This is a genomic window from Streptomyces albicerus, from assembly GCF_008905045.1.
GTDB classification, from domain to species: domain Bacteria; phylum Actinomycetota; class Actinomycetes; order Streptomycetales; family Streptomycetaceae; genus Streptomyces; species Streptomyces albicerus.
This window is the reverse complement of the sequence record NZ_VWMY01000020.1, coordinates 96,523-114,827: the sequence shown is the minus strand read 5'-3', so window position 1 is coordinate 114,827 and position 18,305 is coordinate 96,523. Positions and strand designations below refer to the sequence as shown.

Annotated in this window: 14 protein-coding genes, 1 tRNA gene, 1 other RNA gene and 1 pseudogene; 8 read left to right on the top strand and 9 right to left on the bottom strand. The window is 66.6% G+C overall.

The features are described 5' to 3' along the window. Positions 1-104: 104 nt before the first annotated feature. Both GAS53_RS19695 and ffs read right to left on the bottom strand, forming a co-directional pair. The gene (locus GAS53_RS19695; protein WP_151478941.1) at positions 105-2,414 is read right to left on the bottom strand and encodes a DNA polymerase III subunit gamma and tau; all 2,310 of its coding nucleotides are present in this window, start codon (positions 2,412-2,414) and stop codon (positions 105-107) included. A 94-nt stretch (positions 2,415-2,508) separates the two neighbouring features. After that, positions 2,509-2,607, bottom strand: an RNA gene (gene ffs, locus GAS53_RS19690) — signal recognition particle sRNA small type. A 71-nt stretch (positions 2,608-2,678) separates the two neighbouring features. On the opposite strand from ffs, the gene GAS53_RS19685 reads away from it, so the two are divergent. Continuing rightward, positions 2,679-2,766, top strand: a tRNA-Ser gene (locus GAS53_RS19685). 67 nt (positions 2,767-2,833) lie between these two features. On the opposite strand, the pseudogene GAS53_RS19680 reads toward GAS53_RS19685, so the two are convergent. The 3 genes and pseudogenes from GAS53_RS19680 to GAS53_RS19670 form a co-directional block, all read right to left on the bottom strand. Then, positions 2,834-3,818: pseudogene (locus tag GAS53_RS19680) on the bottom strand (tyrosine-type recombinase/integrase); the annotation flags it as partial. A gap of 41 nt (positions 3,819-3,859) precedes the next feature. Continuing rightward, positions 3,860-4,324: an ATP-binding protein gene (locus GAS53_RS19675; RefSeq protein WP_151478940.1), complete on the bottom strand. Its 465-nt coding sequence runs from the start codon at positions 4,322-4,324 to the stop codon at positions 3,860-3,862. A gap of 277 nt (positions 4,325-4,601) precedes the next feature. Continuing rightward, positions 4,602-5,342, bottom strand: coding sequence for a GntR family transcriptional regulator (locus GAS53_RS19670; RefSeq protein WP_151478939.1), 741 nt, complete (start codon positions 5,340-5,342; stop codon positions 4,602-4,604). An 80-nt stretch (positions 5,343-5,422) separates the two neighbouring features. Here GAS53_RS19670 and GAS53_RS19665 point away from each other — a divergent pair, with 80 nt between their 5' ends. From GAS53_RS19665 to GAS53_RS19650, 4 genes are all read left to right on the top strand, one after another. Further along, positions 5,423-6,508 (top strand): DUF1152 domain-containing protein, encoded by a 1,086-nt coding sequence (locus GAS53_RS19665; protein WP_151478938.1) that lies wholly within the window; start codon positions 5,423-5,425, stop codon positions 6,506-6,508. A gap of 116 nt (positions 6,509-6,624) precedes the next feature. Further along, a complete protein-coding gene (locus tag GAS53_RS19660) occupies positions 6,625-7,284 on the top strand; it encodes a hypothetical protein (RefSeq protein ID WP_225859003.1) in 660 nt (219 codons plus the stop codon). Positions 7,285-7,692: 408 nt separating this feature from the next. Beyond that, positions 7,693-10,341 carry a tetratricopeptide repeat protein gene (locus GAS53_RS19655; protein WP_151478937.1) on the top strand — a complete coding sequence of 883 codons (2,649 nt, stop codon included), beginning with the start codon at positions 7,693-7,695 and terminating at the stop codon, positions 10,339-10,341. A 23-nt stretch (positions 10,342-10,364) separates the two neighbouring features. Further along, positions 10,365-10,745 (top strand): hypothetical protein, encoded by a 381-nt coding sequence (locus GAS53_RS19650; RefSeq protein WP_151478936.1) that lies wholly within the window; start codon positions 10,365-10,367, stop codon positions 10,743-10,745. A gap of 1,088 nt (positions 10,746-11,833) precedes the next feature. Here the strand turns inward: GAS53_RS19650 and GAS53_RS19645 are convergent. After that, positions 11,834-12,163 (bottom strand): hypothetical protein, encoded by a 330-nt coding sequence (locus GAS53_RS19645; RefSeq protein ID WP_151478935.1) that lies wholly within the window; start codon positions 12,161-12,163, stop codon positions 11,834-11,836. A 329-nt stretch (positions 12,164-12,492) separates the two neighbouring features. Between GAS53_RS19645 and GAS53_RS57635 the strand changes: the two genes are divergently transcribed. Further along, positions 12,493-12,615, top strand: a complete 123-nt coding sequence (locus tag GAS53_RS57635) for a VOC family protein (RefSeq protein WP_263974152.1) — start codon at positions 12,493-12,495, stop codon at positions 12,613-12,615. Positions 12,616-12,978: 363 nt separating this feature from the next. Here the strand turns inward: GAS53_RS57635 and GAS53_RS19635 are convergent, their stop codons facing one another. Further along, positions 12,979-13,398 carry a PaaI family thioesterase gene (locus GAS53_RS19635; RefSeq protein WP_151478933.1) on the bottom strand — a complete coding sequence of 140 codons (420 nt, stop codon included), beginning with the start codon at positions 13,396-13,398 and terminating at the stop codon, positions 12,979-12,981. Positions 13,399-13,572: 174 nt separating this feature from the next. On the opposite strand from GAS53_RS19635, the gene GAS53_RS19630 reads away from it, so the two are divergent. Then, entirely contained in the window at positions 13,573-14,052 is a 480-nt protein-coding gene (locus tag GAS53_RS19630; protein ID WP_151478932.1) for a MarR family winged helix-turn-helix transcriptional regulator, read from the top strand. 12 nt (positions 14,053-14,064) lie between these two features. Here GAS53_RS19630 and GAS53_RS19625 read toward each other — a convergent pair whose 3' ends face one another. After that, positions 14,065-14,955: an AraC family transcriptional regulator gene (locus GAS53_RS19625; RefSeq protein WP_151478931.1), complete on the bottom strand. Its 891-nt coding sequence runs from the start codon at positions 14,953-14,955 to the stop codon at positions 14,065-14,067. 110 nt (positions 14,956-15,065) lie between these two features. Here GAS53_RS19625 and GAS53_RS19620 point away from each other — a divergent pair, with 110 nt between their 5' ends. Beyond that, positions 15,066-16,106 (top strand): aldo/keto reductase, encoded by a 1,041-nt coding sequence (locus GAS53_RS19620; RefSeq protein ID WP_151478930.1) that lies wholly within the window; start codon positions 15,066-15,068, stop codon positions 16,104-16,106. A 36-nt stretch (positions 16,107-16,142) separates the two neighbouring features. Here the strand turns inward: GAS53_RS19620 and GAS53_RS19615 are convergent, their stop codons facing one another. Next, positions 16,143-18,140: a copper resistance CopC/CopD family protein gene (locus GAS53_RS19615; protein ID WP_151478929.1), complete on the bottom strand. Its 1,998-nt coding sequence runs from the start codon at positions 18,138-18,140 to the stop codon at positions 16,143-16,145. Positions 18,141-18,305: the final 165 nt, after the last annotated feature.

Here is an 18,305-nt window from a genome sequence, read left to right as displayed (position 1 = left end):
GTTCCCCGCACCCCTGAAGGGGCACGGTCGCACGGGCCCGTCCGAGGCGCCAAGCCATCCGCCGGTGCCCCTGACCACTCGTTACTGCACGTCACTGCTCGTTACTACTCGTTCGAGAACTCCTCCACCACCGTCGCTCCCAGCTCTCTCACGATCAGTTCGTGGCCCGACAGAGCCGACTCGTCGAGGTCCGGGTCGTCGTCCTCCGGGACGTCGTCCTCCGGAGAGATCGGGGGCGGTTCCGGAGCCGAGGGGCGGGGTGCGGATGAGGGAGGTTGAGGTGAAGTGGGCGTGGACGTGGGCCGGCTCTGGGGAGCGGCGGCCGCGGCGGACCGGGGAGCCGGCGCCGAAGGCTGCTGCGGGGCGGGGCGCGGGGCCGCCGGAGCAGCGGCGCCCCCCGACCCGTAGCCACCGCCGAAACCGGGCCCGGGTGCGGGCGGCGGTGCCGAACCGCCGGACGGATCGACGACCGCCTCGACCTTCCACTGCACGTTGAACTGCTCGACCAGCGCCTGCCGCAGCACCTCCTCGCTGCCGCTGCTCGCGAAGTTGTCCCGCGCGCCCGCGTTGACGAAGCCGAGTTGCAGGGTCGTGCCGTCGAAACCGGCCACCTGCGCGTTCTGACTCAGGAGGATCCACGTGAAGCGGCGTCGGTTCTTGACCGCTTCCAGGATGTTCGGCCAGAGCGTGCGGGGGTCGGGCCCACCGCTCGGAGGAGCGGAGGGGGCGGCGGGCGCCGCACCGGCCGAAGGGGCGGCAGGGGTGTACGAGGGCGCAGGGGCCGCCTGCGAGCCGGACGCGGCCGGAGACTGCTGTCCTCCGCCCGCGGGTGCGGCGGTCGGCCATCCACCGGGGCGCCGGCCGCCGCCCGCGGCTGTCGCGGTGGGCCAGGCGCCGGGCGCACTCCCGGCAGCGGGGGTCGCGGGCGCGGAGGGAGTCTGAGCGGGCGGCTGTTCCGGAGCCGGAGTGGGCGCGGCCGGAGCCGGAGTGGGAGTGGCTGGAGTGGGGGTGGCCTGGGTGGGAGAGGGCACGGCCGCAGTCTGGGCTTGGGCCGGCCCCGGACCCGTATCGCCACCGGGGGCCCCCGCCCCCCGTACCGCGGCCCGAGCCGCCGCGGGCCCGCTACCGGGCGCAACCGGCGGACCCGAGCCGCCCACCGCACCACCACCGCCGCCGCCCTGCATCCCGGCATGCGCATCGGGCCCGGGTACGTAACCCATGGCAGGCCCTCCGGCTGCCGCCGCCCCCGTGAAGTTCACCCCGCGCTCGATCCGGTCGAGCCGGGCCATGACGGACCGCTCGTCGCCGTACGCCGCGGGCAGCAGCACCCGCGCGCAGATCAACTCGAGCTGAAGGCGGGGCGAGGTGGCCCCCCGCATCTCCGTGAGCCCCTCGTTGACGAGATCGGCGGCGCGGCTCAGCTCGGCCGCGCCGAACACCCCGGCCTGGGCCGTCATTCGCTCCACGACTTCGACGGGAGCGTCGATGAGCCCCTTCTCCCCGGCATCGGGCACGGCCGCGAGGATCACGAGGTCCCGCAGCCGCTCCAGCAGGTCGGCGACGAACCGCCGAGGATCGTTTCCGCCCTCGATGACCCGGTCGACGACCTCGAAGGCAGCGGCACCATCGCCCGCGGCGAAGGCCTCGACCACGGAGTCCAGCAGAGACCCGTCCGTGTATCCGAGCAGCGAGGTGGCCATGGCATACGTCACACCGTCCTCGCCGGCCCCCGCGAGCAGCTGATCCATGACGGACATGGAGTCACGCACGGACCCGGCACCGGCGCGCACGACAAGCGGAAGCACTCCGTCCTCGACGGGAATGCCCTCGCGCCCGCACACCTCGCCCAGGTACTCCCGGAGGGTCCCGGGAGGCACGAGCCGGAAGGGATAGTGGTGCGTCCTGGACCGAATCGTCCCGATGACCTTCTCGGGCTCGGTGGTGGCGAAGATGAACTTGAGGTGCTCCGGCGGCTCCTCGACGACCTTGAGCAGCGCGTTGAAACCGGCCGACGTGACCATGTGGGCCTCGTCGATGATGTAGATCTTGTACCGGCTGCCGGCGGGCCCGAAGAATGCCTTCTCGCGCAGGTCACGGGCGTCGTCGACACCACCGTGGGACGCGGCGTCGATCTCGATGACATCGATGGACCCCGGCCCGTTCCTCGCCAGGTCCCGGCAGGACTGGCACTCCCCGCACGGCGTCGGCGTGGGCCCCTGCTCGCAGTTCAGACACCGCGCCAGGATCCGCGCGCTGGTCGTCTTCCCGCACCCACGTGGACCGCTGAACAGGTACGCGTGATTGACCCGGTTGTTCCGCAGCGCCTGCTGCAACGGGTCGGTGACATGCTCCTGCCCGATGACCTCGGCGAACGACTCCGGGCGATAACGGCGGTACAGCGCGAGAGACGACACGCATACGAGGTTATAGGCGCCCACTGACAACGAGGACCGCCCGTCGGGCTTCCTCCGGGACACCCCACCGCCGACCCGTCCCTCACCGCCCGCAAACGCAAGCGCCCCCCACGCACCCGCCAGAGCCAACCTACCCTTGCTGCCTTCCGGCCCTGGGGGAGTTCAGTCAGATAGCGCCACGTGAGGGGCTCCGCACAGGCTACAGGATCTGAGCGGGAGGAACGAGTTCGCGAGCACTCCTCAACGTCTTGTATTGTTTGCGGCGGAGGATTCGCCTAGTGGCCTAGGGCGCACGCTTGGAAAGCGTGTTGGGGGCAACCCCTCACGAGTTCGAATCTCGTATCCTCCGCCAGTGCCTCACCGGGCACGATGTCGAAGGGCCCCACCGTTCGCGGTGGGGCCCTTCGACGGTTTCCGTCTCAGTTCGCCTTCGGCAGCTCCCAGAGCACGTCGCCGACTTGCTGCGCGACCTTCCGGAGCATCGGACCGGTGATGTGCATGTAGCGAGCGCGCATCCGTGCCGCTCCCCCGGGTTCCCATCCCATGATCGAGTCGACGACGACGTCAGGAACGCCGAGAAGGAGAAGCACGGTCGCGGCAGTGTGGCGAGCGTCATGAAGACGGCCGTCCCGTACGCCCGCGTCCCGAAGCAGCCGCTTCCACACGTGGTAGTCGGTGTTCGGGCCCAGCGGCCCACCAAGGGGCGAGGCGAAGACGTATCCCTTGTCCTCCCAGTCGGCTCCTGCTGCCAGCCGTTCCCCCGCCTGTACCTCCTGGTGGTGCCGGATGAGCTTGATCAGAGGATCGGGCAGGCCGATCGTGCGACGTCCGGCCCGGGACTTGGTCGACTTGTGTTCGCGCCGGATCTGCTCGTGCTGGGGGCAGTAGCCGGCCTTCCTGCCGCACGGTTCGCCCTCATCGCAGCCATGGCGGTACTTGGGCCGAAGGCGGTTCTTGCGGATGCGGACATACCCCGCGTCCAGGTCGACGTCTTCCCAGTGGAGCCCGAGTGCCTCGCCTTGCCGGAGACCGAGCGCCAGGGCTACGACCCATCGCGTGCTGTTGCGAAGCTTGGCCGCTTCGAGGAGGAGGCTCTGAACCTCCTCGATCGAGTACGGCAATGTCCCCCTCTTCGAGCCGCGGAGCCTTGGCGATCTCGGCCGCATTGGTGGGGACGTGCCCGCGGCGCACTGCCTCGGCGAGGGCGACCCGGATCGTGCGGTGCACGTGATGAGCGGTCCCGGCCGCGCTGCCGGAGCTCTGCATCTTCCGGTAGAAGCTCTCCAGGTGCTCCGGCTCCAGTCGCTCCAGCTTGTGAGCACCCAGGCCGGGCACGAGGTGTACCCGTACGTCGACCTCGTACCCGTCGTACGTGTTCTCGGAGACGTATGGCCTGGCGATATTGGCCTAGTCAACTGGTCAACTAGACCAGCGACATTTCTTCGTCACAGTAAAAGGGGTCCGAAGCCTTCATTCGACGGCCAGGCGTCAGCCACCACGGCGGAGACGACGGTGCCGCCGAATCGACTGGGTCCGGAGTGCCATGAGTCGGCGATGGAGTCGACCAGGAACAGGCCCCGTCCGTGCGCATCGTTGGCGTCTGGGCGCCGCAGTCGCACGTTGGCCGGGAACCCCGGATTGTGCACCTCGATCCGAAGTGACGTCTCCACCCGGTACCACTCAACGCGCACCAACCAGGGGTCATCCGCATGTCCGTAGAGGATCGCGTTGGTCACCAGCTCCGAGAGCATCAACACGCAGTCATCGATCGAGCAGGCCGGGTTGTACGGGGCGATGAACTTCCGGAACCAGCGCCGGACCCGGGGTACGGACTCAAGCGCCGGATGCAGGATCATCGCTCCGAGTCGTGCGGTACCGAAGCCGTCGCGGCCATCGGTGGTGTCATCCATCCGCGCTCACTCCTTGCCGCTGCCGTCGCAGTCGAGGCAGCGCCGTTTCGATGTGGCACGGACGCGGTCGTTGGCCGTGGAGAGCGCCAGGGCCGTACGGGAGCCGACGCGTTTCCAACCGCGCCCTCGGCATCCCCGGCAAGCTAACCGCGCGTCCTTGTCCGGCCGCTGACTCGTCACGCCGTGCCCCCTTCCACTCAAGTGGCCTTAGCCACTTTGTGGATAGTGGCATTAGCCACTTGGGGTGTGCAAGTGGTCTGGCGCAACTGACGGTCCATCAGGTGAGTGGGTAGCCTTGCTCGAAGGCCCAACGGTGCGGGGGATAGGTGGCTTCGGCGAACTCCAACGGCCGGTCCTGGAGGTCGAAGACGACATGATGAACGATCAGGACGGCGGCCGCCCGCTCCAGTTGGAGATCTGCCGCTTCCTCGTCCGTGGCGCTACGCGCGCACATGCGGTCCTCGGCATAGCTGCCCTGCCGTCCCGTCATGTTCTCGACGTACATCAGCGTCCCCTCCTGAATCCGCTCGGGATCCATGAGCTTGGGCGCACGCTGGCCGACGTCCGGAGCGAACCACGAGGTAGACAGGGTGATAGGACCATCCTGGTTGTTGGTCACCCGCCGCCGGTGAACGGCCCGCCGGTCTTTCACCAGGCCCAGCGCCTCAGCGACATGATCGGGCGCCTCCAGCCAACCGGCCGAGGTGATCACCGCGTACTCACCGGGCGTGTAGATCTTCCCGGTCTGCCGAGCCCGGCCGTACAACTCCCGCGCTCGCCGATTGACTTCAAGGCTTCGCACGTACGTGCCCGAGCCCTGGCGCTTCTCGACCAAGCCCTGATGACTCAACGCCTCCAGCGACCGCGCGGCCGTGGGCCGGGACACCTTCCAGTCCGCCGCCAACTGCCGCTCCGAGGGCACCTCATCCCCCGGCCGCAGGTCCCCCCGAAGGATCTGATCGCGGATGAAGTGCGCGATCTGGAGATACTTCGGCTGAGCCTCCTCAATCTGAGGCATCTGCCCTCCTCGTCCAAGTGGCTATGGCCTCTAGCCACTATAGGGTGAGTGGTCAACCCTCGACCCCGTACGCTGACCGCATGAAGCGGTTGATCGTCGCAGCAGGAGGAGGGGGCGACGCAGTCGCCGCCGCAATGCTTGACGCCGCCCTCTACGGCGCGGGGGACCGGGCGGTAATCCTTACGTACGCGTGGGACCGCCTCCTGATCGACCCGGTACCGGGTCCGCGGGGACCGGATAACTTCACCGGTCTCGAACAGCTCACCCCGGCTGTCTGGGCAGTGCCGGCGGATGCCCGCCCGATCGCTCCAGCGGGCTCCACCCTCCCCCGGCTCGCGGCAGAGCTCCCGCACACCTTCGCGCTGATCGATCCTCACCATGGCGCCGAGGGCATCACGCGCCAACTCGAAGAGCTGATCAGCCGCTTGTCGCCGGAGTCGATCGATCTGCTCGACGTAGGGGGCGACATCCTCGCGCGAGGCGATGAGCCGACCCTGAAGAGCCCACTCGCCGACGCCCTCACGCTCGCCGCCTGCTGCCAGGTGAACGCGCCCATCCGGCTACTGGTCGCAGGCCCCGGCCTGGACGGCGAACTTCCTCTCGACGACATGCGCGTCCTGCTCGGCGCCCTCGTCCACACCTTCACGCCGAAGGATGTCGAGCCGATCAGCTCGATCCTGGAGTGGCACCCGTCCGAGGCCACCGGCATGCTCGCCGCCACCGCCCGAGGCGTACGCGGCACCTGCGAGATCCGGGACGCCGGCCTACCCGTCGCGCTCACGGACGAAGGCCCCACCGTCCACGAGGTCGACCTGGACGACGCCATCACCCGCAACCAGCTGGCCCGCGCCATCATGGCGACGGAGTCCCTGGACGAGGTCGAGGCACACAGCCGCGAAATCTGCGGCTACTCGGAAATCGACTACGAGCGCAACAAGGCCGCATGGCTCAAGGATCAGCCGTCCGTGGACCTAATCTCGCAGACGGTCTTGGCTCAACTCGCCCAGTTCGAGGACGAGGCCAACAGCCGCGGAATCACCCACACAACATTCCGCCACCTCACCGAGGCCCTGAATCTCAACGGCTCCCAGCGCGAGGACCTGCGCCAGCTCCTCATCACCAGCAGACCGGAGCAGTACACAGCACCTCTGTGGCGGATCAGATGACGGACGTCCATGAGCTCTCGTCTCCTGGTGCTCTCCCCGACCCGCAGGAGACGCTCACCCGAACCAACTGGGCAGATTTGGATCATGCTTACGGGCCGGCCAAAGACGTCCCCAGGATGCTGGTCGCGCTCCTGGACGCGAAGCAGGCAGTGAGAACCAAGGCACTGCACGACATCCATCACGTCGTGCACCATCAAAACACTCTCTACGAGGCGACAGCCCCCACAGCCCTGTACGTGGCCGCGATCCTGTCCGACCCAAGGACGACATGTTCTGTCGACAAGGACCGCTGGTCCCTCCCCGGCAACATGCGCGCCGAACTACTAGGCTGGATCACCTCGGTCGCAAACGAGGTCACCGAGGCGGCCGACACCATTGGCAGCGAGCACGGATTCCCTCTCGACGACTATCCGCCGGCCGTAGCCGTACGCGACATCCGGCCGCTGCTCTTCTCAGCCGCCTTCGCATACGTCGGTGACAGCGACCGTCATGTAAGCGAAGCGGCCATGGCAGCGTGCATCCCGCTCCTGGACGATCCCAGGGTGCGTCATCACCGAGCGGCAGTGGTCCCCTTGCTCCGGCAGGTCCTCGGAACCAGCGAGCTGTGGCAGTACCGGGAGCGAGCCATCGACGCTCTCGACGCATGGGGCGAGGATTCTGCGGGCCTCGAAGGCCAGCGCAACCCCTTCTTGTTCTGCGACACCGACCTAGTACCGGACCACCTCACGCGGTACGCGGGCGCTGACGCGGGTTGCAGCGAAGAACCGCCGTTCTAATCTGACCGACCCATGATCCCGAACACTGCCGATAGCTGAGTAACAACCTTCTTCACGGGTTCAAGGCGGCTCGCTCCGCTCCCCGCGCGCGGCCCGGCCCCCGGCCGGGCCTGCGCTCCTGTCTCCGCCCCGCTCCAGCCCGGCCGGCGCCCGTGCCGCGCTCAAGCAGGCAGCCACCTGATGCCAGAGAAGGGCCACGTCGCGGCTAGGGGCACCACGGCTTTAGCCACCTCCCCGGTCCGGGGCCCGCGTCGAGCAAGACCAGGGGGCACTCGTGCACATTGCGGTCAGGCCCAAGGCCTGACCGAGTTGCCAGCCAACGTACGGCCCCGCTCCCCGTTCTCGTTAGTCACACATACTGCCAACTTGCTCGGTACGCTTACATAAGGTGCGCATGCGCATCCATCCATGCCGAGCCAGATCTCAGCAGCGGGGGCCTACATGCAGCAAGAAGAAGAGCGCACCAACCTCCGGATATCGGATCATGCGAACGTCGACAAGGCCGTGGTGATCGAACACGCTGGCCATGTATCCCTGAGCGGACCGGAACTCAAACAGCGCAGACGTCCGCTACAGATCCCACGCGATATTCCCGAATTTACTGGACGCGAGGAAATATTCGGGAGAATTAGCGAATCTCTCGCCACTCACCTTGAAACCCCGGCCATTTGGGTCCTTTCTGGAATGGCCGGCGTAGGAAAAACTTCAATCGCCATCAGGGCAGCGAATAGGCATTCGGACAGTTTTCCCGACGGGATCCTCTATGCAAAACTCGCTGGCGCAGGTTCCAATCCGACAGATCCCAACGAGGTCCTGATTCGCTTCCTAAAGGACCTGGGTGTCACACTTGGCGAGATTCCAGGCGATTACGAAAGCCTCGTGACCGCTTACAGGACGCTAATTGCAACAAAAGCAATACTCGTAGTCCTTGATGATGCAGCCGACACGGCGCAAGTGAATGACTTGATTCCCACATCGCCACGCAGCGCTGCACTGATCACAAGCCGCCGCCCATTGGCCACGCTTCCAGGGGCGCAAAGCATCTCGGTTGATGTATGGACTTTGGATGAATGTACACAGTTCCTCAAAGTGCTTCTTGGTGCCAACCGTATCGAAGACAGCACCGATGAAGTCCACGAATTGTCGGAGATCTGTGGACGACTCCCACTAGCTTTGCGTATCACTGGAGCCCAACTGCTCAGGCGTCCACTCTGGCCATTGGCACGCATGGTTAATCGACTACGGGACGAACAGAGACGTCTTGAGGTACTGCGGGCTGACGATATTGCAATCCGATCAGTTTTCGCAACGGCCTACGAATCGCTAACCGATGTCCAATCGCGCATATTTCGCACAGTAGGACTAACCCTCGGATTCTCGTTCAGCGTGGAATCAGTTGCCAAGTTGACCGATGCCGACGAGTATTTTGTCGAAGATGCACTGGAGGACCTCGCAGACCGCCATTTGATCACGCCTGATGATATACCTGGCAGGTTCAAAATCCATGATCTGATGCGTCTTTTCGCGAAAGAAAGGGCTGTCGATCAAGACTCGCCTGCCGTCGTATCAGAATCTGTTCATCGCCTGCTCCAGTGGCACCTCGAAGTCCTGGAAGGCATGAGCCCGTCCATTCGCAAATGGGTACGCCTAGAAAGGCCTAGCGTGGTGGCTGGCGTGTTGCTGGCCAATGAACACCATTGGGATGATTTGTGCTGGAGAACAGCAAATAGCCTGGCCACCTACCATTCAGTGGAAGGTGATTACGGCGACTGGATTCTGTGCAACGAAGCTGGCCTAGTAGCCGCGCGCAGATGCGGAGCTCGCGAGGGTGAAGCATTGATGCTCGGAGGACTCGGCCAAGCGAGCAGAAGACTAAATCGATTCAATGATGCCCGATCATATCTGGAAGACTCTTTGAAAGTCTTTCGCGAGATGAAAGACCTTGAACGTTGCGCCGACGTTCTTTGGGAAATTGGTAAGACCGCGAGCAGCCAGTGGGACGTTGGTCGAGCCATGTCTGCCTACAGTGAATCCGTTGAGATATACGCTGCGATAGGTTATCCGCCAGGCCAAGCTAGGGCCCTCCATGCACTCGGGCATTTGTACAGCGGAATTGGGCGCCACGACGAAGCGCTCAAATATTTCAAGGGAGAACTTGAACTAGCCACGAAAGCCGGCGCCAACTTCCTTAGCACCACATACCAAGGAATGGCAGCTTGTTTGGCCGCTGGAGGAATGCTCGAAGAATCAATTGAAGCCTACGAAAAATCGATTTCTGAGGCACGGGCTGCTAACGATCAGAAAGCCATTCAAATTCGGCTGGCAAGGAAAGCGGGTGTCCTCCAGAGTATGGGCAAGGCTGATGAGGCCAGCGCGACTTACGAGGACGCTCTGAAACTGGCACGTGAGCAGGATGACACGTCAGGGATTGCGTGGATCCTGCACACTCTTGCGGACAGGCACGAAAAAGCGAAGGAACACGAGAAAGCAGATTCTCTGTACGCCGAGATTCTCAATACTGACGGCATCGATGAGGTGCCAGAAGGCTTGATCAATACGCTGCACTGCTGGGCGGATTCCTACATGCGGCGTGAAAATTTCGACCGGGCTATTGAATTGCTAGATGAAGCTCAAAATATCGCCCGCCAGCATGACAAGGCGCCTGAGCTGATACAAGTGCTACTCTGCCGCAGTGCAGCACTTCAAAAGAACGGGGATATTGATGAAGCGCTCTCCCTTTCCCGCGAGGCTGCAGCTATTGCGACATCATACGGGTCGGCAAAGCATCTCGCGAAATGTCTACGCAGAGTAGGCAGGTCCCTGAAAGGACTCACCCGCATAGAGGATGCTGCGGAAATTTATGCAGAAAAAATGCGCTTGGAAATTCTTATGCAACAGCACGAGAAAGCACATGAAACAGCAAGTGAGCTCTCCTCTATCTGGGCAGAACTAGGCGACACCGATAAGGCGGAATTTTATTCCGCTAGAGCGTCAGAGTTTACTCGCGAGGCTGAGCGCGTCACCTCGGAAAATCACAAACCCCTTGAAAGCCATTAGATTTGACACCGAAGGGAAGCACCATGACTGATCCGATTTCCTTGACTGTAGCAACCTTGCTGGCTGGAGGGTACCTGGCTGAGGCTGGAAGTGAGGCCTGGCGAACGACCACTCGTATTGCTGCTTTTTTGCGAAACAAGTTCGGGCGGGATCAGCAAGCGCTCGATGCCCTGCAACGCTGCGAGGCTGATCCCTCTAACGCATTGGCGCAAGCCGATGTGCGTTCCGCGCTCGACCGCTACCTGGACAGCGATTCGGGATTTCACGATCAGTTGCTGTCCATACTGAAGTCTCAGGGATACAGCCAGAATGAGGTGATGAACAGTCGAGTGAATGTGACAGATCAAGCCAGCGTAGGAAAGATCGTTCAAATTAAAGACGTACAGGGCGACGTCAGTTTCTAAGATTCAAGGCACATACGGACTCGTCGCTCTACGCGATGCCGACCTGAGTGCAGGAACTCAGCATGAGCCGCAGGGTTGCGTGTCTAACTGTGTGACAACGCCCACGCACACCGGCAGACGGACGCGGACGGCTGCGAACCGTCCGCGCAGGTGAAGATGAGCACCAGCCCAAGCCAGCACCCCCACCCAAGTTGCTTCGGGACGAAGAAGTCATCGCCCGACGGCCCACCATCCCGCTTCTGTCAGCGCGGCTTGATCACCGGTCTCTTCGTCCAGCATGGCCGCAGCTTCCTGGCGTGCCTGTCCGCCGGGCGCGCTTACGGGTAGATAAGCCGGTCTGACGAGTGACGAGCGCTGCACAGTGCGGTCTCGGTCAAAGCAGTGCCTCCGGCGGGGGCGCTCCGACTCCGGGATGGAGGGGGCGCCGCTTGCGGGTGCCGGCCGAGTGGGGCGTGCGTGGGGTGCTCCCATCCCGTCCACCGCCGACCCAGGCAGAGCCGAGCAGACGCGGCCCAGGGGCGTCAAGGTCGTTCGTACAGTGGCGCGCTCCACCTTGACGCCCCTGAACCACGCCTGCTCCACGGTGTGTGGGTCGACGGCGGACGGGATGGGAGCTGGGGAGAGTAGTGGGTGGAGGTCTGCGCGGAGAGTGCGAGTAAAATCCCTGGTGAGCCCAGAAGAACTGATTGTTGGAGTCGACGCGGCCAACAGTGAGCCCTAGCCTCACGCCATGAGTGACGCAGTCGAGGCAGAGAATGCCGTCAGGAACCGCTGCCCGCATGCTCGCCCCATGCGTGAGGTACTTCGTCGAACGGGCCTCGTTCGGGGCCGTGGACGGCGGCGATTGTGTGGATATCTTCCTCAGGGAGGGTCCGCACGAGCCAGACGTCGAGGCGCTGATCTGCCCGTCAGCGACTGATCTCTATAGAGCTACGGATCAGAAGACTTCTTGACATCCACGGCTGACATCAACGACGTCGGACGGGAGCGAACGCCAGCAACCCTGTCCGGCCATCCCACCAGTCGACGACAGCCAACGAACCGTGCTCGGATCGAACTCCTAAAGCGGTGCTCACTCTCTACACCGCTCAGGACGAGGACATGAAGCCAGTGGACTGGTCGAGGTGGAACGAGGAGCCCGGAGCCGTCGGAGTCCAACCCTCACGCAAGGCAAGCCGAACAGCCGCGGCGACACCGGACGGCAGCACAGGCTCAGCTTCGCGGCCGATCCAGTTGCTCGGATGCGGCTGGTCGGTGGTGACCACGAGCGTTGTCCCCGGAGTGTTCGCATGCTCCACCGCGAACGTACACGGCGACCACGCCAGCCCTTGGCAGTACGTCGGCCGGCCCCGCAGCCGCCAGCGGTAGACCGTGCCGTCGACAACGATCCGTCGCGATCCCTTGCCGACCAGTGCCATGACTCCCCCTTCAACAGCGAAGATGCTAACGAGCCCGGCCCACCGACCGTCTCACTTTCCGTCTCATTCAGCGCCGTTCACGGCCGTTCAGGCGAGACCCGGAGCCGTCCTCACACCGGCGGCCAGCCGCCCATGAACCCAGGTGAACGCCCCCGCACCCAGCCCGTCACCCCACCAACACAGTTGGAAAGCGTGTTGGGGGCAACCCCTCACGAGTTCGAATCTCGTATCCTCCGCCAGTGCCTCACCGGGCACGATGTCGAAGGGCCCCACACATTCGCGGTGGGGCCCTTCGTCGTTGTCCGCCAAGCGTTGTCCGCCAAGCGCGCGTGGCCGCGGTGATCGCGGTCGGCGGACACCTGGTGACCGACGGACACGCACCCTCGTGGTGGGTGTCGGCCGACGCCGAGGGCAACGAGACCTGCGTGTCCAGCATCGCCGGTCGCGGCTGACGCCGGAGGTCACACCTGCTACCTCCTCGCGTCCGGCCACCGCTCGCGACAGTCGTTGCGGAACTCGATGCGCGCGGTGTGGTGTTTGTTCCAGGAGGTTGAGTTGCCGAGACTGCTTGGCGGCGGACGAGCGCGCGCGAGCGCGAGCGACGGGATCGTCGAGGTCGAGGGGAACTTCCCGTGCACCGGTGCACGGGGTGCAGCCAGACCTTGCGATGACGTAGGCCTTCAGGTGCGGGGGCCTGGGCCGATCAGCATCGCGTCGGCCCACGGCGCCCGCACCGGGTCGGCCTCCGAGCGATGACCCCGGCCCCCGTCAGCCTCCTGGCGACGCGACGAGCCCGCCCTGCGTCAGCCTCCGGACTAGCCCCCCGACACCGCGATCGTGCCCTGCGCCACCGCGCACAGGCTCTCGGTGCCCTCGTCGTTCACGGTGGACAGGTCGCAGCGGCACACGACGCGTGTGCGACCGGCGCGGACGACCCGGGCGTCGGCCCGTAGCAGTGTGCCCTCGGCGGGGCGCAGGTAGTCGATGGTGAAGCCGGCCGTGATCAGCCGGGCGCCGGCCACGGAGCCTGCGGCGAAGGTCAGTGCGTTGTCCGCCGCGTAGCCGAGCACGCCGCCGTGCACGAAGCCGTACTGCTGGCGCAGCTCGTCGCGGATGTCCAGCTCCAGCGTCGCCCCGCCGTCCCCGAAGGCCACCAGGCGGGCGCCGAGCAGGTTGCTGAAGGGCTGGGCCGCCAGCACCTTCTGCGCGGCCGGCAGATCCGGGATGTCGTTCACACCGCACCTCGCTTCACTAGTGAAGCGAGGATCCCGCGCAGCCTTCTTGTCTGTCAAGATCGGCCCATGCCCATGCCCATGCCCGAGACCGAGCCCGAGCCCGGCCCAAAACACTCCCCTGGGCCCGACCCTGGGGCCGTGCCTGAGCCCGGGGACATGCCTGAGCCTGGAGACATGCCTGAGCCTGGGGACACGCCCACCCCGGCGGACATACCCGAATCCGGGAATCCGCCCCAGCCCGACCAGCGTCTCTTCTTCCTACTCCAGCGGGCCGCGCACCAGTTGCGTACGGCCGCGGACCGGCGTTGCCTGGCCGCCGCCGGGATCACCACGGCCCAGCTCGGCGCGCTGTTCGCCGTGCGCGATCGGCCGGGCGTCACCCAGCGGGAACTCGCCCGCACCCTGGGACTGCGCGAGTCCGCCGTCACCGCGCTCGTCACCCGGCTCACCGCGGCCGGTCTCCTCACCAAAGCGGCGCACCCGCGCGAACACCGCGCCGTGACGCTGGAGTTGACCGTCGACGGCGACGCCGCCCTCCGCGCCGCCCAGCCCGAAATCGACCGCTTCAACGGCGAGTTGCGCGCTCTGCTCGGCGAGCAGGGATTCACACGGACCGCCGCCGCATTGGACAGGCTCGCCCACTGGGAACCCTGACCGAGGTCGCCCTTACGCTCCCCGCCCCGCCTCCGCCAGCCGATCCCGCAGGCGAGCCGCGTCCTGCCCCGGCGGCAGGCCGTACGCCCGTCGGTACTCCCGGTTGAACTGCGTCGCGCTCACATAGCCGACCGCTTCCGCGACCAGGGCCGCCGTGGTGTCGCCGGTGAGCAGACGGCGGCGGGCCTCCTGAAGCCGCAGGTGTTTCTGGAAGCGCAGTGGGCTCATGCCGGTGGCGGCCTTGAAGTGGCGGTGCAGGGTGGCGGGGCTCATGTGGGCCACCGCGGCGATCGTTTCGATGCTGAGCGGCTCGGTGAAGTGGGCGCAGATCCACCTGGCCGCCGTGCGGACCCGGGCGGCGGCGGTGTCCGCAAGCGTGAAGTGACGCAGCGTCGGGCCGAGGGGACTGCCGAGCAGGCGGTAGAGGATCTCGCCCTCGATACGGTTCGCCAGGGGGCGGATGTCGTCCGGGGTATCGAGCAGCCGTACCCATCGGGTGACCGCGTCGACGATCTCGGGGGTCATCGGTGCGGTGATCTGCTCGCCGGGCTCGGGCCCGGTGAGCGTGACGGGGTCCGTTCCGTCCAGTTCCAGCAGGAGGTCGGCGAGCGTCGGGCCGTCGAGGCGCAGCACCGCCGAGCGGTACGGCAGCCGCTCGAACGTGGAGGTGACCGGCAGCACGAGCGAGTTGAAGAGCATCTCCCCGCTCCCGGTCGTCCAGCTCCTCTCGCCCGCGACACTGCTCTTGGAGCCGTCGACGATGAAGCAGATCATCGGCTCGTACAGCAGGTCGATGGGGGTGATGGGCTCGTCCAGCCTCACCAGCCGGAGGCGTGGCACCGCGGTGTCGGACCACCAGTCGTCGCCGTGCCGGGCGATGGCCGCCGCGAGCTCGTCCAGCATGAAGCGCTCCCTGGGTAGCTGTTCCTGGGCCGGATCCTGAGAGGATCAGGCAATCCTATGCGGCCCGTGGCCCATGCCCTCGCGATGCCCGCGCTCCTAGCGTTGACGGCATGACACAGCAGGACGCACAGCAGGACAAGTACCAGGGCAAAGACAACAAGCTGCCGACCCGTGCCCTCGGCGCCCAGGGTCTGACGGCCGGTGCCATCGGCCTCGGCACCATGGGCATGACCATGGCCTACGGCGCCGGTGACGAGCCCGGCGGCATCGCCACCATCCGCCGGGCGTACGAACTCGGCGTCACCCTCTTCGACACCGCCGAGCTGTACGGCATGGGCACCGGGAGCAATGAACAACTGCTCGGCCGTGCCGTGCGGGACTTCCGCGACGACGTCGTGATCGCCACCAAGTTCGGCTTCGACATGAGCGCCCCGCAGAACGCCGAGGGCTACGCGCTGAACAGCCGCCCCGAGCACATCCGCGAGGTCACCGAGAACAGCCTGCGCCACCTCGGCACCGACCGCATCGACGTGCTCTACCAGCACCGCGTCGACCCGGACGTGCCGATCGAGGACGTGGCGGGCACGGTCGGCGAGCTGATCGCCGAAGGCAAGGTGCGCTACCTCGGGCTCAGCGAGGCGGGCCCCGACATCATCCGGCGCGCCCACGCCGTCCACCCGGTGTCCGTGCTGCAGACCGAGTACTCCGTCTTCGAGCGGGCCGTGGAGGCGCACGTACTGCCCGTGGTGCGCGAACTCGGCATCGGCTTCGTGCCGTACTCGCCACTCGGCCGCGGTTTCCTCACCAGCGCGGTGAAGCCCGCCGCCGAGTACCCCGCCGACGACATGCGCAGCTGGGACGACCGCTGGCAGCCCGGCAACTACGAGCAGAACCTCGCCGCCATCCGGGAGTTGACCGCCCTCGCGGCCGCCAAGGACATCTCCGTCACGCAACTGGCCCTCGCCTGGCTGCTGGCGCAGGGCGACGACATCGTGCCGATCCCCGGTACCCGCAGCCCGGACCGCCTCGCCGAGAACGTCGCGGCCGCGGCCGTCACGCTCACCCCGCAGGACCTCGCCCGCGTCCAGGAGATCCTCCCGAAGGGCGCGGCCGGCTCCCGCTACCCCGAGGCGATCATGCCGTCCTGGTGACGCCCCTGGCCCCGAGGCCGGCAGCAAACCGGCCGGTCAGCGTGTGATCTTCACCGACCTCGACTCCGACACCTGGTCGACGTCCGACGTACGGATCGTGACCTTCATCGTCCAGGTGCCGGGGAGGGGGAGTTGGAGAGACTCCGTGCCCCAGTAGCCGCCCTTGTTGGTGAGTTGGGCGTCGATGGGGCCGATCTTCTCGGACGGGAGGGTGAAGGTGAGGCGGATCTCGGGGACCGTGGCAATGCCTCCGTCGGGGCCGATGATGACCGCCTCGACGGTGTTCTCGCCGACCCGGGCGGGTTCCAGGACGATCTGGACCTTGCCCTGGCCGCCCGGGGTCCCGACGTCGAAGGGGATCAGGGTCGTCGACGCGGTCGGTTGTCCGGCGGGCGCGGTGCTCCCGGCCGCCGCCGTCTCGGTCTCGGCCCGGCCCGGCTGGGTGCCGGTGAGGACCGTCGTGATGACCAGCACCACCACGCCCACGACGACTTCGGCGAGCACCGAGCGGCGCAGGGAACGGTGGCGGGCGTCGGTTTCTCCGTCGGCGGGTTCCGGTGCCGGTTCCGGTCCGGTTTCCGTCGCGGGCTCGGAGCCGTTCTCGCGAAGGGTCGGCGTGGAGTCCCCGGTGCCCGCACCCGCAGCCGTGCCCGAACCCGCGCCCGTATCCGAAGCCACGCCCGCACCCGAACCCGAACCCGAACCCACGCCCGTACGCGCCGCCCCCACCGTCTCCAGCACCGGCACCGTCAACGGCCGCTCCGCACCCAGCAGTTGAGCCGTCCAGCGGCGCGAATACCCCGCCGCCGCCAGCAACAGCACCACCGCGCACACCTTCGCGACCAGGATCTTTCCGTACGACGTACCGAGGACGGCATCCCACGAGCCGAGCCCCCGCCAGGACTGGTAGACACCGGTCAGCACGAGAACCGCGACCGAGGCGAACGCGAGGCGGGAGAAGCGGGCCACGGTGGCGGCCGTGAGCGGGGTGTCCGAGCGCTGGAGCGTGGCAAGGAGCGCCGCGAGGCCGCCCAGCCAGACCGCCATCGCCAGCAGATGCAGTACGGACGAGGTCATCGCCGCCGGGACCTGGATCCCCGCGGAGGCGTGCTCGGCGGCGGCCCAGGTGCCCGCCAGGCCGACGGCCAGGAGTCCGCCGCCCGCGAGAACACCGGGCTTCGGGTCCGGCGCCCGCCCTACTCCCGGTCCCGCATCCGTCCGTACGTGCCCTACGTGCTGTTGTACGTGCTGTACGTGGCGTACGAGGAAGACCGCCGCCCCCGCCAGCAGCACCAGCCGGGCCAGCAGGGCCCAACCCGGCCTGCTGGTCAGCGTGTTCTCGAGGAGGGAGAGGTCGAGGACCGTCGAGGGGCCGGTGCCTCGCGCGTACGGGCCGCGCAGGAACAGGAGCGCGACGGTGGTGACGAGGAGGGTCCACCAGCCGATGCGCAGGAGTCCGCGCACGGGCGCGGTGGTGGGCGGACGGCAGGCGAAGACGAAGGTGGCCGCGCCGATGAGCAGGGCGACGGCGGCGTACGCGGCGTAGCGGGCGATGTCGTAGAGGGCGCCCGAGGCGGGGTTCACAGCCGGTTCGGCGGAGACGGAGGCCGTGGTCTCGGAGGGTTCGCCGATGGAGAAGGTGAAGGCGCCGGAGATGGGGTGGCTGTCCGCCGAGACCACACGCCAGGCCACGGTGTACGTACCGTCGGACAGGTTGTCGCCGAGCGGTACACGGACGGTGTCGGAACGGCCGGGGACGTGCTTCGTGTCGCCCGCGTTCACCCGGCGGTTGTCGGGGCTGAGGACACGGAACGAGTCGTCGGAGACGCCGACCGACTCGGTGAAGGTCATGGTGACGTGTTCCGGGGCGGACTTGAGGACGCTTCCCTCACGGGGGTCGGTGTCGCGCACGGCCGAGTGGGCGGACACGGAGCCCGCACCGCCCAGCAGGAACAGCGTGCCCAGCAGGGCCAGGAGGGCCACTGCCCGGCGCGGCGCCGACACCCGTAGTACTACCGCCAGTACTCGGTGCATGCGGCGCACTCGGCCCACGTCGCCTCTCCCTCTCCCAGAACTCCATGTACATGTATGTCTGCGGCCTCGGTGAAGGTACGGATGTACGCGACACCTTGTTCAACGCCGCCCGCACCCTCCCGGACCGCCCGCCCGCGCTCTCGGACAACCCGGCCGCGCCTCTCG

What these genes read in the sequence shown, in the direction of transcription:
- GAS53_RS19670 (WP_151478939.1), bottom strand. Translation starts at nt 5,342, where the DNA reads ATGCCTCAGATTGAGGAGGCTCAGCCGAAGTATCTCCAGATCGCGCAC.
- GAS53_RS19655 (WP_151478937.1), top strand. Translation starts at nt 7,693, where the DNA reads ATGCCGAGCCAGATCTCAGCAGCGGGGGCCTACATGCAGCAAGAAGAA.
- GAS53_RS19615 (WP_151478929.1), bottom strand. Translation starts at nt 18,140, where the DNA reads ATGCACCGAGTACTGGCGGTAGTACTACGGGTGTCGGCGCCGCGCCGG.
- GAS53_RS19665 (WP_151478938.1), top strand. Translation starts at nt 5,423, where the DNA reads ATGAAGCGGTTGATCGTCGCAGCAGGAGGAGGGGGCGACGCAGTCGCC.
- GAS53_RS19625 (WP_151478931.1), bottom strand. Translation starts at nt 14,955, where the DNA reads ATGCTGGACGAGCTCGCGGCGGCCATCGCCCGGCACGGCGACGACTGG.
- GAS53_RS19675 (WP_151478940.1), bottom strand. Translation starts at nt 4,324, where the DNA reads ATGGATGACACCACCGATGGCCGCGACGGCTTCGGTACCGCACGACTC.
- GAS53_RS19630 (WP_151478932.1), top strand. Translation starts at nt 13,573, where the DNA reads ATGCCTGAGCCTGGGGACACGCCCACCCCGGCGGACATACCCGAATCC.
- GAS53_RS19645 (WP_151478935.1), bottom strand. Translation starts at nt 12,163, where the DNA reads ATGGCACTGGTCGGCAAGGGATCGCGACGGATCGTTGTCGACGGCACG.
- GAS53_RS19650 (WP_151478936.1), top strand. Translation starts at nt 10,365, where the DNA reads ATGACTGATCCGATTTCCTTGACTGTAGCAACCTTGCTGGCTGGAGGG.
- GAS53_RS19620 (WP_151478930.1), top strand. Translation starts at nt 15,066, where the DNA reads ATGACACAGCAGGACGCACAGCAGGACAAGTACCAGGGCAAAGACAAC.
- GAS53_RS19660 (WP_225859003.1), top strand. Translation starts at nt 6,625, where the DNA reads ATGCTGGTCGCGCTCCTGGACGCGAAGCAGGCAGTGAGAACCAAGGCA.